The organism is Streptomyces sp. NPDC050534 (assembly GCF_044457745.1).
Lineage (GTDB): Bacteria > Actinomycetota > Actinomycetes > Streptomycetales > Streptomycetaceae > Streptomyces.
Map to the genome: position 1 here is coordinate 21,239 of NZ_JBITHF010000025.1, position 14,914 is coordinate 36,152.

Annotated in this window: 13 protein-coding genes; 6 read left to right on the forward strand and 7 right to left on the reverse strand. The window is 71.8% G+C overall.

The window, feature by feature from the left end:
• Nucleotides 1-94 precede the first annotated feature (94 nt).
• From ACIBN2_RS45130 to rfbC, 4 genes are all read left to right on the forward strand, one after another.
• Nucleotides 95-556: a MarR family winged helix-turn-helix transcriptional regulator gene (locus ACIBN2_RS45130; protein ID WP_399143609.1), complete on the forward strand. Its 462-nt coding sequence runs from the start codon at nt 95-97 to the stop codon at nt 554-556.
• Nucleotides 557-651: 95 nt separating this feature from the next.
• Nucleotides 652-1,236 (forward strand): hydrolase, encoded by a 585-nt coding sequence (locus ACIBN2_RS45135; RefSeq protein ID WP_399143610.1) that lies wholly within the window; start codon nt 652-654, stop codon nt 1,234-1,236.
• Nucleotides 1,237-1,349: 113 nt separating this feature from the next.
• On the forward strand, nt 1,350-3,305 hold the full coding sequence (locus ACIBN2_RS45140; RefSeq protein WP_399143611.1) for a glycosyltransferase family 2 protein: 1,956 nt from the start codon (nt 1,350-1,352) through the stop codon (nt 3,303-3,305).
• Nucleotides 3,306-3,309: 4 nt separating this feature from the next.
• Nucleotides 3,310-3,915 (forward strand): dTDP-4-dehydrorhamnose 3,5-epimerase, encoded by a 606-nt coding sequence (gene rfbC, locus ACIBN2_RS45145; protein ID WP_399143612.1) that lies wholly within the window; start codon nt 3,310-3,312, stop codon nt 3,913-3,915.
• Here rfbC and ACIBN2_RS45150 read toward each other — a convergent pair.
• The 6 genes from ACIBN2_RS45150 to ACIBN2_RS45175 all read right to left on the reverse strand — a co-directional run bounded on the left by ACIBN2_RS45150 (nt 3,905) and on the right by ACIBN2_RS45175 (nt 8,994).
• Nucleotides 3,905-4,708: a class I SAM-dependent methyltransferase gene (locus ACIBN2_RS45150; RefSeq protein ID WP_399143613.1), complete on the reverse strand. Its 804-nt coding sequence runs from the start codon at nt 4,706-4,708 to the stop codon at nt 3,905-3,907. The two genes, rfbC and ACIBN2_RS45150, sit on opposite strands and share 11 nt — an antisense overlap.
• Nucleotides 4,695-5,576 carry a dTDP-4-dehydrorhamnose reductase gene (gene rfbD / locus ACIBN2_RS45155; protein WP_399143614.1) on the reverse strand — a complete coding sequence of 294 codons (882 nt, stop codon included), beginning with the start codon at nt 5,574-5,576 and terminating at the stop codon, nt 4,695-4,697. Before rfbD ends, ACIBN2_RS45150 begins: the two co-directional genes overlap by 14 nt.
• Nucleotides 5,573-6,541: a dTDP-glucose 4,6-dehydratase gene (gene rfbB, locus ACIBN2_RS45160; protein ID WP_399143615.1), complete on the reverse strand. Its 969-nt coding sequence runs from the start codon at nt 6,539-6,541 to the stop codon at nt 5,573-5,575. The genes rfbD and rfbB overlap by 4 nt, the downstream gene beginning before the upstream one ends.
• The gene (locus ACIBN2_RS45165; RefSeq protein WP_399143616.1) at nt 6,538-7,605 is read right to left on the reverse strand and encodes a glucose-1-phosphate thymidylyltransferase; all 1,068 of its coding nucleotides are present in this window, start codon (nt 7,603-7,605) and stop codon (nt 6,538-6,540) included. Before ACIBN2_RS45165 ends, rfbB begins: the two co-directional genes overlap by 4 nt.
• Before the next feature lie 98 nt (nt 7,606-7,703).
• On the reverse strand, nt 7,704-7,883 hold the full coding sequence (locus ACIBN2_RS45170; RefSeq protein WP_399143617.1) for a hypothetical protein: 180 nt from the start codon (nt 7,881-7,883) through the stop codon (nt 7,704-7,706).
• Nucleotides 7,884-8,031: 148 nt separating this feature from the next.
• Nucleotides 8,032-8,994 carry an alpha/beta hydrolase gene (locus tag ACIBN2_RS45175; RefSeq protein ID WP_399143618.1) on the reverse strand — a complete coding sequence of 321 codons (963 nt, stop codon included), beginning with the start codon at nt 8,992-8,994 and terminating at the stop codon, nt 8,032-8,034.
• 171 nt (nt 8,995-9,165) lie between these two features.
• Between ACIBN2_RS45175 and ACIBN2_RS45180 the strand changes: the two genes are divergently transcribed.
• Entirely contained in the window at nt 9,166-9,621 is a 456-nt protein-coding gene (locus tag ACIBN2_RS45180) for a MarR family winged helix-turn-helix transcriptional regulator (protein ID WP_399143619.1), read from the forward strand.
• Between the two features lie 42 nt (nt 9,622-9,663).
• Here ACIBN2_RS45180 and ACIBN2_RS45185 read toward each other — a convergent pair whose 3' ends face one another.
• On the reverse strand, nt 9,664-12,153 hold the full coding sequence (locus tag ACIBN2_RS45185; protein WP_399143651.1) for a SpoIIE family protein phosphatase: 2,490 nt from the start codon (nt 12,151-12,153) through the stop codon (nt 9,664-9,666).
• Between the two features lie 147 nt (nt 12,154-12,300).
• On the opposite strand from ACIBN2_RS45185, the gene lanKC reads away from it, so the two are divergent.
• Nucleotides 12,301-14,886 (forward strand): class III lanthionine synthetase LanKC, encoded by a 2,586-nt coding sequence (gene lanKC / locus ACIBN2_RS45190; RefSeq protein ID WP_399143620.1) that lies wholly within the window; start codon nt 12,301-12,303, stop codon nt 14,884-14,886.
• Nucleotides 14,887-14,914: the final 28 nt, after the last annotated feature.

Genomic DNA, 14,914 nt, shown 5'->3' on the forward strand with positions numbered 1-14,914 from the left:
GCCGAACCCAAGTTGAGGGCACTTCCGGAAATCTACAGGTGAAACTGTTCAGGCTGGGCTGGACAGTTTTGCTGCACGGTTTTACGGTGGACCCATGAACGGAAAGGCCGCCGACCCCGCCGAGGGCATCTCCGACTCCGCCGCCCGTGCCGCGCGCGATCTGCGGGTCGTGTTCAGCCGGCTGCGCCGCCGCATCAGGGAGGTCGCGGAGAGCGAGGAGCTGACACCGCCCCAGGTCTCCGCCCTCACCCTGGTCGCCAAGCACGGCGCCGCGACGGCGAGCGCGCTGGCCGTCGCCGAGGGCGTACGGCCGCAGTCGATGGCCACCACGCTCGCCGCACTCGACCGGCACGGGCTGATCCGGCGCAGTCCCGACCCGGACGACGGCCGCCGCCAGCTCGTCACGCTGACCGACGCGGGGCGGCAACGGGTCGAGGGCGACCGGCAGGCGCGCGAGGAGTGGCTGGCCCGCGCCCTCCAGGACCGTTTCACCGAGGAAGAGCGGCAGGCGGTGCTGGAGGGGCTGACACTGCTGGAGCGGCTCACCCGGCCCTGACACTCCCCCGCTCCCGGCTCCCGGCTCTCGCCTCCCGGCGTCTGCGGACCGACCGTTCACCGAGCAGCACACCCGCACCCTTCGAAAGGCCCCCCATGACCGTCACCGCCCTCGACCCGCGCACCGCCCTCGTCGTGATCGACCTCCAGGCCGGCATCGTCGCCGCGCCCGCCCAGCCGTACACCACCACCGAGGTCGTCACGCGTACGGCCGGGCTCGCCGACGCCTTCCGCGCCCGGGACCTGCCCGTCGTCCTGGTGCGGGTCTCCTTCGCCGACGACGGCGCGGACGCCGTCCCCGGCCGCAACGAGGCGTCCCGCCCGGGCGGGACCCGCCCCGACGGCTGGGACGCCATAGTCGGCGAACTGGCCGGTCACCCCGGCGACATCACCGTCACCAAGCGCAACTGGGGTGCCTTCCACGGCACCGACCTCGACGTCCAGCTGCGGCGCCGCGGTGTCACGCAGATCGTCCTGACGGGTGTCGCCACCAGCATCGGCGTGGAGTCCACCGCCCGCGCGGCCCACGAGCACGGCTACCACGTCACCCTCGCCACCGACGCCATGACCGACCTGGACCCCGAGGCCCACCGCAACAGCGTCGAGCGGATCTTCCCGCGCCTGGGCGAGCGGGGCACCACGGCGGAGATCCTGGAACTTCTCGCCAAGACGCACACCTGACCGACCCGCCGAGACGCGGCGGAAGGCCCCGGAGTGGGACGAAGCCCCCGGCGGAGATAGCATCTGGCCACCCGCATCCACACGGCGAGCGACCCGAGGGGGCCCGGAGCACGATGCCGGTAAAGGTCAGCGTCATCGTCCCCGTCTACAATCCGGGGCCGTACATCGAGGACTGCATCGCCTCGCTGCTCAGGCAGTCCCTCCCGCCCGACGAGTACGAAGTGATCTTCGTCGACGACGGATCCACCGACGAGACCCCGGCCCGGCTCGACGCGCTGGCAGCGGACGAGCCCCGGGTCAGGGTGATCCACCAGGAGAACTCCGGCTGGTCGGGCAAGCCCCGCAACGTCGGAATCGCCGCCGCACAGGGCGAGTTCGTCATGTTCGTCGACAACGACGACCACCTCGGCGACGAGGCCCTGGAGCGGATGTACGGCTACGGCGTGGCGAACGGCGCCGACGTCGTCGTCGGCAAGATGGCCGGCCAGGGCCGCCAGGTGCCCGTGGAGCTGTTCCGCAGCAACCGGCCGCGCGCGAGCGTCGAGGACGCCCCGCTCATCGACAGCCTCACCCCGCACAAGATGTTCCGCCGGGCCTTCCTCGACGAGATCGGCCTGCGCTTCCCCGAGGGCAGAAGGCGGCTCGAGGACCATGTCTTCGTGGTGGAGGCCTATCTGCGCGCCGCCAACGTCTCCGTCATCGGCGACTACGTCTGCTACTACCACGTCCGCCGCGACGACTCCTCCAACGCGGGCTTCCAACGCTTCGATCCCGTCGGGTACTTCAAGAACTTGCGGGAGGCGCTCGACGTCGTCGAGCGGTACACCGAGCCGGGCCCGCTCCGCGACAGCCTCTTCCGGCGCTGGCTGCGCGTCGAGATGGTCGAGCGGATGCGCGCCAAGCGCTTCCTCGCCATGCCCGACGACTACCGGCGCAAGCAGTTCGAGGAGATCCACCACGTCGTCACCGAGCGCTTCGGCCCCGCCGTCGCCGCCGGACTGCCGCCCACGCAGCAGGTCGTGGCCTCACTGATCAGCGCCTACCGGTACGACGACCTCGTGGCCTTCGCCGAGTGGGAGGCCGGGCTCACGCTGCGCGCCCGGCCCGGCGCGCTCGAGTGGCGGGAGGGCAGGCTGAAGTTCGACTACGCCGCCGAACTCACCTCTGGCGGCGCGCCGTTGACGTTCCCCGGCAGCAGTGTCCCCACCCCGCTGGACGGCCCGCCCGCAAGCGCCGACGAGGCGATCGCCTGGGTGGGCGCCGACACCGTCGCCCAGTTCGGGCAGGCGACGTTGGACCTGCTGGTGCGCGAACGCTCCAGCGGCGCCCAGTACTTCCAGCCGGTCGAGGTCACCCGCGAGATCGTGCCGGTGGAGGACAGCGGGCGCGTCCGCCTGGTGCTGCGCGCGACGGTCACCTTCGACCCCGCCGGCGCGGTGGAAGGCGCACCGCTGCGCATCGGGCTGTGGGACACCTACGCCCGTGCCAGGGTGGGCGGTTGGAGCAAGGAGGCCCGCATCGGACCGGGCCCGCGCAAGGCCCGCGCCGCCACCTCCGCCGCCGTCGTGGCCGGGCACGTGGTCCTGCCGTACTGGACGGACCAGCACGGTCATCTCTCCCTGGACGTCGACCGCGCGAGCAAGCGGCTGGGGCTGGCCGGCGTCTCGCCCGACGCCGTGGACCTGTCGGGGAACCGGTTGCGCGTGCCGCTGCCGCTGCACGTGCCGGCCGGCACGGCGGTGCTGCTGCGGCTCACCTCGCCCGCCCGGTCGGTCGAGACGCCCGGCACGCTCTCCCCGGCCGGGGACGGAGCCGTGCTGGAGGCCGGCCTGCCCGTCGCCGACCTCAGCGGCGCGACCTGGCGGACCGCCCTGTGCGCGGCCCCCGACGCCGCCGAACGGCGCTTCCTGCCGCTGCCGCTCTCCCTGCGCGCGAACTCCCACTCGGTCGCGGTGGCACGGGCTCCACAGCCCTCGGCCCTGCGACGGCTGGCCCGCAGGGTGCGGCGGAAGCTCGCCGTGGTACTCGGCCGACGCACCGATTCGAAGACCAAAGCCGGAAAGGCGTGACAGAGTGCGATCACTGGGGATTGAGGGCGCCTGGGCGCTCGAGCCGAAGGCCTTCCCGGACGAGCGGGGCAGCTTCCACGAGTGGTACCGCGGCACGGAGTTCCGCGAGGCCACCGGGTACGACCTGGCGCTGAAGCAGGCCAACTGCTCGGTCTCCCGATGGGGCGTCGTGCGCGGGCTGCACTTCGCCGACGTGCCGCCCGGGCAGGCCAAGTACGTCACCTGCGTGCGCGGCGCGATCCTCGACGTGGTGGTCGACCTGCGCGTCGGCTCGCCCACGTTCGCGCAGTGGGAGGCGGTGCGCCTCGACGACGACAACCGGCACGCGCTGTTCATCGCGGAGGGGCTCGGGCACGCCTTCATGGCCCTGACCGACGACGCCACCGTGGTGTACCTGACGTCGGAGGGCTACGCGCCCGAGCGCGAGCGCTGTGTGCATGCCCTGGACCCGGAGCTGGGGATCACCTGGCCCGAGGGCATCCGCCCGCTGCTGTCGCCGAAGGACGCCGAGGCCCCGTCGCTGGCCGAGGCGCAGCGGGACGGACTGCTGCCGTCGTACGGGGCCTGCACCGCCTACTACGAGAAGCTGCGCAGCGGGGTCAGCGACTGACCGCGTACGGCTCCAGGGCCGAGCTCAGCGCCTTCCAGCCGCGGGCCCTGCTCAGGCCGAGATTGCGGGCACGGACCATGGCCTTCCAGAAGTCGGCGCCCATCAGCTCCTCGGGCTTGACCGCCTTGACCCGCTCCAGGACCGCCTCGGGCACCTTCTGCGGGTCCGGCACGTCGAACTCGGCCATGATCTCGTCGTACTTGTCCGTCAGCACGGTGTTCTTGGGGTCCGCGCCGAAGATGACGAGCTGGCCGGTGGGCTGGGTGTCGACGAGGACCAGCTTGAGGTCCGGCCGGTAGCGGGTCAGGATCTCGATGACCTTGTAGACGTCGCCGGTCCACGCCGTGGTGTGCCGGTCGCGGGCCGCCTCGTCGATGCTGCGCGGCAGCATGTCGTCGAAGACGATCACGCTTCCCCAGTCGGCGTACTTCTCGATGTTCATGAAGTCGCGCAGCGCGAACTCGAAGAGGTGCATGCCGTCGATGAACGCCAGGTCCAGCGTGGTGCGCCGCCAGTACCCGACGGGGCTGCGGCCCCGGCGCAGGTTGCGCACGGGGTGCCGGCCGCCGCGCAGGTACTGCAGCGGGTTTTCGCGGGCGAAGAAGTCGTCACTGGTGGCCTTCACCAGGTGGACGTCGCACTTGATCTCCGTGACCACCTTGAAGGCGGGGTCGACCGCGACACTGGGGACGCGCGACAACGTGAGGCTGCGGCCGTCGTTGACTCCGATCTCCAGGTAGTTGCGGTTTGCGGTGACCTTGTGCAGTTCCCGCAGGAACTCATGGCGTTTCACGAAGGGACTCCTTGCGGATCAGTGGAAGAGCTTCGTGCAGGGCGGCCTGCCAGTCGCGCAGAGGCGGCAGGCCGAGCTCCTGCCAGCGGCCGTGGGCCAGGACGCTGTAGGCGGGCCGGGGCGCGGGCCGGACAAAGGCCTCACTGCCCACGGGCCGCACCCGGTCGGGATCGGCGCCCAGGCCCCTGAAGACCTCGCGGGCCAGCTCGTACCAGCTGGCCTCGCCGGAGCTGGTGGCATGGAAGACACCGCTCGCGCCGCGCCCCAGGTGCGGGCCCAGGTCGGCGAGGCGTGCGGCGACGTCCGCGCTCCACGTGGGCTGTCCGCGCTGGTCTTCGACGACGTCGAGGGTGTCGCGGCGTGACTCCAGATCGATCATCGTGCGGACGAAACTACGCCCGTGGACCCCGTAGAGCCAAGCGGTTCGCACGATTGCGCTCGATGTGGGGAGCTCCTTCGCCACGGCCTGCTCCCCGGCGAGCTTCGTACGGCCGTAGGCGGTGTGCGGCGCGGTGGGGTGGTCCTCCGGGTACGGGGTGCCTGCGTCGCCCGCGAAGACGTAGTCGGTGGAGACGTGGATCATGCGGGCGCCGTTCGCCGCGCAGGCGCGGGCGAGGTGGCGGGGGCCGTCGCCGTTGATCAGCAGGGCCCGTTCCTCGTCGGTCTCGGCGTCGTCCACCGCCGTGTACGCGGCGCAGTTGACCACCAGGTCGGGGCGCTGTTCGGCCAACACCTCGTCGACAGCCGCCTGTTGGGTGATGTCGAGGGCGGCGCGGTCCAGGCCCACCACGTCCTCGCCGCGCCGGGCCAGCTCGTCGACCGTGTCCCGGCCGAGCATGCCGCCGGCCCCCGTCACCAGCCACCTCATGCCGACCGCCCCTTCAGGGGCTCCCACCAGGCGCGGTTGTCCCTGTACCAGGCGACGGTGTCGGCGAGGCCGGTGGTGAAGTCGTGGCGCGGGCGGTAGCCCAGCTCGTCCCGGGCCTTGCTCCAGTCGACCGAGTAGCGCAGGTCGTGGCCCTTGCGGTCCTCGACGTACTCCACGCGGTCCCAGCCCGCCCCGCAGGCTTCCAGCAGCAGGCCGGTGAGCTCCTTGTTGCTGAGCTCGGTGCCGCCGCCGATGTTGTACACCTCCCCCGGCCGGCCCTTGGTGCGGACGAGTTCGATGCCCCGGCAGTGGTCCTCGACGTGCAGCCAGTCGCGGACGTTGAGGCCCTCGCCGTAGAGCGGGACCTTCTTGCCGTCCAGGAGGTTGCTGACGAACAGCGGGATGACCTTCTCGGGGTACTGGTGCGGCCCGTAGTTGTTGGAGCAGCGGGTCACGCGCACGTCCAGGCCGTGGGTGCGGTGGTAGGCCAGGGCGAGGAGGTCGGAGGACGCCTTGGAGGCGGAGTACGGCGAGTTGGGGCTCAGCGGATGGTCCTCCGGCCAGGAGCCCGACTCGATCGAGCCGTAGACCTCGTCGGTGGAGATGTGCACGAAGGGGCCCACCCGGTGGCGCAGGGCCGCGTCCAGCAGGATCTGGGTGCCCACGACGTTGGTCAGCACGAAGTCGGTCGCGCCGGCGATCGAGCGGTCCACATGGGACTCGGCGGCGAAGTGCACCACCTGGTCCGCCTCGCCCATCAGCTTGTCGACGAGTTCGGCGTCGCGGATGTCGCCCTGGACGAACTGGAGTTGGGGGTGTTCGAGATCGAGGTTGTCGAGGTTCCCGGCGTAGGTGAGCTTGTCCAGCACGGTGATCCGGAGCCCCTCGGGCGCGCCGGAGGCCAGCAGGGTGCGGACGTAGCAGGAGCCGATGAATCCGGCGGCGCCGGTGACGAGGAGGTTCATGTATGGATCTGCACCTTGCTGTGGTCTCCGAGGACGAGGCGGTGGGCGCTGGGCACGTTGGGCGCCGGTGTCACCTCGGCGTGCCTGCCGATCAGGGAGTTCTCGATCCGGCCCACTCCGAGGATCGAGGAGTCGCGCAGGACGATGGAGAACTCGAGCTCGCTGTCGGTGATCCGGCAGTTCTCCGCGACGGAGGTGAACGGGCCGACGTAGGAGTCCTGCACCACCGTGCCCGCGCCGATCACGACGGGACCGACGACGCGTGAGCGCACGATGCGCGCGCCCTCCTCCAGGACCACGCGCCCGATCGCCTCGGAGGCCTCGTCGATCTCACCGTCGATGCGGCGGTCGAGGGTCTCCAGGACCGTGCGGTTGACCTCCAGCATGTCGACGACGTTGCCGGTGTCCTTCCAGTAGCCCTTGATGACGGTGCAGCGCACGTCGGCATGCTCGTCGATCAGCTGCTGGATGGCGTGGGTGATCTCCAGCTCGCCCCGCCAGGACGGCCGGATGGCGCGCACCGCGTCGTGGATGCGGGGCGTGAACAGGTAGACGCCCACCAGGGCCAGGTCGCTCTTGGGGTCCTTCGGCTTCTCCTCGAGGCCGACGACCTGGCCTTCGGCGTCGAGCTCGGCGACGCCGAAGGCGCGCGGGTCCGCCACCTTGGTGAGCAGGATCTGGGCGTCGGGCCGGTTGCGGCGGAACTCGTCGACGAGGGGGCTGATGCCGCCGACGATGAAGTTGTCGCCGAGATACATGACGAAGTCGTCGTCACCCAGCCAGTCCCGCGCGATCAGCACCGCGTGGGCCAGCCCGAGGGGCCGCTCCTGTGGAATGTAGGTGATCTCCAGCCCGAACTTCGATCCGTCGCCGACAGATTCCTGGATCTCCTCAGCGGTGTCACCCACGATGACGCCCACCTCGGTGATACCGGCCTCCGCGATGGATTCCAGTCCATAGAAGAGCACGGCCTTGTTGGCCACGGGGACTAGTTGCTTGGCCGATGTGTGTGTGATCGGCCTCAATCGGGTACCGGCACCGCCGGACAGCACGAGAGCCTTCATCTGCTTCACCCTAGCGTCGATCACGGTAAGGCGAACGTTTACTAGGTGGCTTCTTGGTAAGGACTGAGCCGTCCCACGGGCCGGTCATGCGCCCGGTTTCAGTCCTCGCCCCGCACGATGTTCTCCTCCGGGCCGTACTGGTCCGTCCGGGTCGCGTCGCTCTCGGGGACGGCCGGGATGCAGGTCCGCACGACGCCCTTGCCCCGCAGGCGCCGCGCCTTCGACCAGCCGGACTCGGGCCGGCGTATCACGAGCTTGTCAGTGGTCTGCGCGGTCACGGTGACTCATCCTCTTCCTACGTCGACGCCCGCTTTCGGGTCCCCCGCGGCGGCCGGACGAAACGCCGCTCGCCGCCAGGGACCGCGCGACCGGGCCACGGCCGCCGCCCGGGCCCGGCGGGCCCGGGCGGCCACCGAGGCTCGACGGTCAGGCGGTGCCCAGTGCCCCGCGCAGGGTGGTGACGGCCTGGGCGATGGCGGCCTCGGCCGCGTGGGTCTCCCGCAGGGCGTTGAGCATGACGAAGTCGTGGATGACGCCCTGGTGGCGGATCGCGGTGACCGGGACGCCGGCCTCGCGCAGCTTGTTCGCGTACGCCTCGCCCTCGTCGCGCAGGACGTCGGCCTCGCCGGTGATGACGAGGGCCGGCGGCAGGCCGGTGAGCTGCTCGGTGGTGGCGCGCAGTGGGGAGGCGGTGATCTGGGCGCGCTCCGCCTCGTCGGTCGTGTACTGGTCCCAGAACCACTGCATGGCGTCCCGGCGCAGGAAGTAGCCCTCCGCGAACTGGTGGTAGGAGGGCGTGTCGAAGTTCGCGTCGGTCACCGGGTAGAACAGCACCTGCTGGACCAGCCGCACATCGCCGCGCTGTTTGGCCATCAGGGTCAGGGCGGCGGTCATGTTACCGCCGACCGAGTCGCCGGCCACGGCCATGCGGGAGGCGTCGAGGTTCTTCGACGCGCCCTGTTCGACGACCCACTGCGCGACGGCGTAATTCTGCTCGATGGCGACCGGGTAGCGGGCCTCGGGCGAGAGGTCGTACTCGGGGAAGACGACCGCGGCACCGGCGCCGACGGCCAGTTCGCGCACCAGCCGGTCGTGGGTGTGGGCGTTGCCGAAGACCCAGCCCGCGCCGTGGATGTAGAGGATCACCGGGAGGGTGCCGGCGGCGCCGGCCGGGCGGACGACGCGGGCGCGGACCTGGCCGGTGGGGCCGCCGGCCACGGTGATCCACTCCTCGTCGACCGCCGGCTTGGCGATGTCGCCGGACTGCACCTCGTCGACGGCCTTGCGGCCCTCGACCGGTCCGAGGTCGAACAGGTACGGCGGGTTCGCGGTGGCCTCGGCGAAGGCCTGGGCGGCGGCCTCGAGAACGGGGCGGGGTGCGGTGGACATGGCGCCTCCTCGGATGAGCTGCCGCGGGCTGCGGCACGGCTTGAACAGTAGTCCACGATTAAGTCGTGCACAACTAATAAGGGCAGTATCAGTTTGTGCTCGATACAATCGAACGGACCCGAACGATAGGGTGTGACCGCCGTGAACAGCACTCCAACCGGGAGCCACGTCGTGAGCCCAGCCGCAGCGGAACCGAGCGAGGGCTCGCTGCTCCTCGACGACCAGCTCTGCTTCGCCCTGTACGCCGCCTCCCGCGCCGTCACCGCGCGCTATCGCCCGCTGCTCGACGAACTCGGCCTGACCTACCCGCAGTACCTGGTCATGCTCGTGCTCTGGGAGCAGGACTCGATCTCCGTACGGGAACTGGGCGCCTCGCTCCAGCTCGAGTCCAGCACCCTGTCCCCGCTGCTGAAACGGCTGGAGGCGAACGGGCTGCTGCGCCGGGAACGCCGTACGGAGGACGAGCGGTCGGTCGCCATCCGGCTCACTGCGGCCGGATCACAGCTGCGGGAGGCGGCGGCCGCCGTACCCCTCGCCATCGGTCACGCCATGGGCCTGACGCCTGAGCAGGACGCCCTGGCCAAGCAGCTGCTGCGGCTGATCACGGCCAACGTCACGGCGCGTTGAACGAGGCGGGCCTACCAGGGCCGGCCAAGCAGAGCAGGCCGATCAGAGCCGGCCGATCGGGAGTTCGGCCCACACCTGCTTGCCCCCGCTGACCGGCACCGTCCCCCAGGTGTCCGACATGGCCTCCACGAGGAGGATGCCCCGGCCGCCGGTGGCCTCCCAGCCGATGCTGGTCGGCTTGACGGGGGTGCGGGGCGAGGAGTCGGCGACCGAGACGCGCAGCCGGTTCTCCAGCAGCGTGAGGTCGAGGCGGACCTGGCCGTCGGTGTGCACGAGGGCGTTGGTGACGAGCTCGGACACGATGAGCAGCACGGCGTCGGCGTCGTCCCGTGACACGCCCCAGGCGCGCAGCGTGCGCCGGGTGAAGCGGCGGGTGTGCCCGACCGCCTCGGGGACGCGCCACACCGTCCAGCTCTCGCGCTGCGGGCGCAGCGTCATGCCGTCGTAGCGCAGCAGGAGCAGGGCGACGTCGTCGCTGCGGTGGGCGTTGCCGAGCAGGGCGTCGGCGACCTGGCCGAGGTGGGCGGGGTCGGCCAGCGACAGTTCGTGGGCCAGGCGGTCGAGGCCGACGTCGATGTCGGCCCCGGCCGACTCGACCAGGCCGTCGGTGGTCAGCGCTATCACCGTGCCGGGCTGGAGCCGCAGCACGCTCATCGGGAAGTCGGCCTGTGCGACCACGCCGAGCGGCGGTCCGCCCTCCGCCTCGGGCATGTGGGTGCTGCCGTCCGGGTGGCGCAGCACGGGCGGCAGGTGCCCCGCGCGGACGTACCAGGCGGAGCCCTCCTCCATGTCGACGTCGACGTAGCAGCAGGTGGCGAAGAGGTCGGTCTCCAGGTCGACCAGGAGCCGGTTGGCGTGCGAGACGACGACGTCCGGCGGGTGGCCCTCCACGGCGTAGGCGCGCAGTGCGGTGCGCATCTGGCCCATGAGGGTGGCGGCCGCCGCGCTGTGGCCCTGGACGTCGCCGATGACGAGGGCGACGTGGTTGTCGGGCAGCGGGATCACGTCGTACCAGTCGCCGCCGACCTCCAGGCCGGCCGTGGTGGGCAGATAGCGGGCGACGGCGACCGCGCCGGGCAGCTCGGGCAGGCGGCGCGGCAGCAACTGGCGCTGGAGCATGCCGACGAGTTCGTGCTCGGCGTCGAAGGCGTGGGCGCGCATCAGGGCCTGGCCCGCGAGGCCGGCGGAGGCGGTGAGCAGGGCGCGTTCGTCGGGGCCGAAGTCGTGCGGAGCGTCCCAGCCGATCAGACAGGCGCCGGCCATACGGTTGCCGGCGGGCAGCGGCAGGACGGCGAGTCCGCCGGGGCCGACGTCGGCGAGCGCGGGTTCGAGGGGCGTGCCGGCGGGCCAGATGTGTGCGCGGCCCTCCCGCAGGGCGGCGGCGAGGGTGGGCATGGCGCGCACGGACGCGTCGGGCCATTCGGAGCGCCACTCCAGGCGCCACAGCTCGGGCCAGGACTCGGGTTCGGGCGGGTCGAGGACCGTCACGACGAGCCGGTCGCCCTCCAGCTCGGCGAGGGCGATCCGGTCGGCCTGCAACGGCTTGCGCAGGGCGGAGACCACGGCCTGGCTGACGTCGAGGACCGTGCCCGCGGTGGCCAGCATGGCCGCGAGGCGCTGCACGCGGGCCACGTCGGTGACGTCGGAACGCAGTTTGGAGGCGTCGGCGACCGTGCCCTCGAGCCGGGCGGGCTGCCCGTCGCCGCCGGGCACCAGACGTCCGCGCAGCCGCAGCCACATCGGCGGGCCGGAGGGCTGCAGGACCCGGAACTCCAGGTCGCGGTCGCCGAGGGCCGCGTGGTCGGCCTCGACCACGGACATCAGCGAGGGCAGGTCCTCGGGCACGGTCAGGCCCAGCAGCGTCTCCACCTTGCCGTCGAACTCGGCGCGGGTGAGGGCGAACAGTTCCAGGATGTCGTCACCGACCGCGACCCGGCCGCTGTCCATGGCCAGGCTGAACGCGTTGGCCGGCAGCTCGCCGCCCTCGGGGGCCCGGGCCGGGGTGGGACAGCCGACGGCGTCGGCGATCAGCTCCAGGCACTTGCGGTCCTCGGTGTCGAAGCCGTCGGGCCGCTCGCTGACGGCCAGCAGACAGGCGCCGCCGCCGTCGCCGTCCCCGGGCACGGGAAGCACCGTGAGGAAGAAGTCCCGCGCCTGCGCGCCGGCGCCCGCGTCCTCCGGCCCGAGCGCCACCGGGCTTCCGGAGCGGTGCGTCTGGGCCACGGGGGAGCTGCCGGCGCGGGGATAGGTCTCCCGCAGGCCGAACAGTGTCCTCGGCACACCCGCCGCATCGGCGAGACACAGCAGGTCGGCGTCCTCGCCCGGCGCGTACACGGCGACGAAGGCCGCTCCGGCGAAGATGAGCGCCTGTTCCAGGACACGGCGCACCCGATCGGGTGAGGCGGGACCGGAGGTGAGCGCTTTCAGGGCGTCTTCGGCACGCAGCGTTCCAGTTCTGCGTCCCTCAGCGCCCTCACTGACCACGTCCGTATTACAGCGCGTATGCGACGCGCGCGCAGCCCCTGTGCGCATTCCGTGCGGCTTGCCGGACCCGCCCGGTCGAAACCCGCCGAACATGTGTTGACGCATGCGTATCGCACGGTGTTCTGGTGACACCCGTGACTGTCCCGCGCCACCTCCCGGCTGGAAATCTCGATGCCGGACCACAGAGGGGGACGTATGGACAAGCGGTACGAGGTGTACGCGCTCGCCGACAGACACTTCTACGAGACGCCGGACCGGCTCGGCGCACCCGGACAGCAGGACGCGACCTGGTTCGGGACCGCGCGCCGCCGGGTGCCGGAGGGCTGGGCGTCGGCGCGGATCGGCGACTGGCTGATGCTGCAGCCGATCGGTGCGGACGGGAGCCCGGTGCCGGGCCCGGCCCAGGGCTGGAAGATCCACGCCTCGGCCACGCGGGCCGACGCGGAGCGTATCGCCGCGGCCGTGTGGGACTACTGCGTACCGCGCCGCATCCCGTTCAAGTTCGTGCCGGCCCCGCATCTGCTGCATCTGCGCAACACCAAGTACGCGGGCCGCGACACCAGCGGCAAGTTCGTCACCGTCTACCCGGCCGACGAGGACCAGCTCCAGCAGGTGCTGCGCGAGCTGGGCTCGCTGCTGGAGGGTCTGGAAGGCCCGTACATCCTCACCGACCTGCGCTGGAACGACGGTCCGCTCTACGTCCGCTACGGCGCCTTCGCCCGCACCTTCACCGTCGACGAGCGGGGCTCGCTCGTGCCCGCGGTGCGCGACGGCGAGGGTCGGCTGGTGCCGGACCGGCGGGCGCCGTCCTTCCAGGTACCGGAGTGGGTGACCCTGCCCGCGTTCCTGGAGCCGCAGCTGGCGGCCCGCAACACCACGACGGTGGGCGACCTGCCGTACCGCATCGAGAAGGCCCTGCACTTCTCCAACGGCGGTGGGGTGTACGCGGGCACCGACACCCGTGACGGGCGCAAGGTCGTCCTCAAGGAGGGCCGGCCGCACGCGGGGCTGGCCTCCGACGGTGCGGACGCGATCGCCCGGCTGGAGCGCGAGAAGCAGGCCCTGGAACAGGTGGCGGGGACCGGTGTGGTGCCGGAGGTGCGGGACTGGTTCACCCTCGGTGACCACCGGTTCCTGGTCATGGACTTCCTCGAGGGGCGCCCGCTCAACTCCTACTTCGCGGAACGGCATCCACTGCTCACGCCGGACCCGGATCCCGACGCCGTGGCGCGCTACACCAAGTGGGCGGTACGCATCCACGGGGCGGTGGAGCGCGCGGTGGAGGCGGTGCACGCGCGTGGCATCGTCTTCAACGACCTGCACGTCTTCAACATCATGGTCGCCCCCGACGACGAGTCGGTGTTCCTGCTCGACTTCGAGGCGGCGGCCCCGGTGGCGGAGAACGGCCGCCAAGTCGTCGCCCACCCGGGCTTCTTCGCCCCGCCCGACCGCACCGGCACCGCCGTCGACCGCTATGCGCTCGCCTGCCTGCGGCTCGCGCTGTTCCTGCCGATCACCACCCTGTTCGTGGTCGACCGGGGCAAGGCGGCGCATCTGGCCGAGGTGATCGCGGAGCAATTCCCGGACGTGCCGCGGCAGTTCCTGGACGAGGCGGTCGAGGAGATCACCCGGGGCGCCGGCCCGGCCGCCCCGGCGTACGTGCGGCCCGCCGACCGGCCGCACAGCCGTGACTCGATGGTCAAGGCGATCCTCGCCTCGGCCACCCCGGAGCGCGACGACCGGCTCTTCCCGGGCGACATCGCCCAGTTCTCCGACGGCGGCGGCCTCGGACTCGCGTACGGCGCGGCCGGAGTGCTGTACGCGCTGGCCGAGAGCGGGGCCGAGCGGTACGAGGAGGGCGAGCGCTGGCTGCTGGCCCACACGGACCCGCCGCCGGCCGGCACACCGCTCGGCCTGTACGACGGACTCGCGGGCGTGGCCCACGTACTCGACCGCCTCGGCCACCGGCAGCCGGCCCTGGACCTGATCGAGGTCGTCCTCGCGGAGAGGTGGCAGAACCTCTCCTCCGACCTCCAGGGCGGCCTGGCCGGCCTGGGCCTGGTCCTCAGCGAACTGGCCGACCGCACGGGCGAGCCGGAGCTGCGCGAGCGGTCGTCCGAGGCCGCGGACCTTCTCGTACGGCGCCTCGCCGAGCCGCGTCCCGAGACGCGCAGGCGGCGGGCCGGACTGCTGCGGGGAGCGGCCGGTCCCGCGCTGTTCCTGCTGCGCCAGTACGAACGCACCGGTGAGTCACGGCTGTTGGAGGCGGCCCGTGAGGCGCTGAGCCGGGACCTGGAGTGCTGCGTCGTACAGCCGAGCGGCGGGGGTCTGGAGGTCGACGAGGGCTGGCGCACGCTGCCCTACCTCGGGGACGGCAGCGCCGGACTGGGCATGGTCCTGGACGACTTCCTGGAGCACACCGACGACGCGGAGTTCGACAAGGCGCGCGCCGGCATCCTCGTCTCCGCCACCTCCCGCTTCTACGCGCAGCCCGGGCTCTTCCAGGGCCGCGCCGGGTTGATCCTGCACCTCGCCCGCACCACGCAGCCGGACGCGACGGCCCGGCGGCTCGCCGAGCAGATCGACGGACTCGGCTGGTACGCGATGGCGTACGAAGGCCAACTGGCCTTCCCCGGCCACCAGATGATGCGGCTCTCCATGGACCTCGCCACCGGAACGGCAGGCTGCCTGCTCGCGCTCGAGGCGGCCTGCGAAGGCAGCGCCCACCTGCCGTTCCTGCCGCCGCTGCGGCGGCTCCCACGACTCGGCTCCGCGACCTGACGGAGTCGTGACCCAACCCCGTCCCCAC

Excerpts from the sequence above, each read along its gene's own strand:
- ACIBN2_RS45130 (WP_399143609.1), top strand. The coding sequence starts at position 95 with ATGAACGGAAAGGCCGCCGACCCCGCCGAGGGCATCTCCGACTCCGCC.
- ACIBN2_RS45135 (WP_399143610.1), top strand. The coding sequence starts at position 652 with ATGACCGTCACCGCCCTCGACCCGCGCACCGCCCTCGTCGTGATCGAC.
- ACIBN2_RS45140 (WP_399143611.1), top strand. The coding sequence starts at position 1,350 with ATGCCGGTAAAGGTCAGCGTCATCGTCCCCGTCTACAATCCGGGGCCG.
- rfbD (WP_399143614.1), bottom strand. The coding sequence starts at position 5,576 with ATGAGGTGGCTGGTGACGGGGGCCGGCGGCATGCTCGGCCGGGACACG.
- rfbB (WP_399143615.1), bottom strand. The coding sequence starts at position 6,541 with ATGAACCTCCTCGTCACCGGCGCCGCCGGATTCATCGGCTCCTGCTAC.
- ACIBN2_RS45165 (WP_399143616.1), bottom strand. The coding sequence starts at position 7,605 with ATGAAGGCTCTCGTGCTGTCCGGCGGTGCCGGTACCCGATTGAGGCCG.
- ACIBN2_RS45175 (WP_399143618.1), bottom strand. The coding sequence starts at position 8,994 with ATGTCCACCGCACCCCGCCCCGTTCTCGAGGCCGCCGCCCAGGCCTTC.
- ACIBN2_RS45185 (WP_399143651.1), bottom strand. The coding sequence starts at position 12,153 with ATGCGCACAGGGGCTGCGCGCGCGTCGCATACGCGCTGTAATACGGAC.
- lanKC (WP_399143620.1), top strand. The coding sequence starts at position 12,301 with ATGGACAAGCGGTACGAGGTGTACGCGCTCGCCGACAGACACTTCTAC.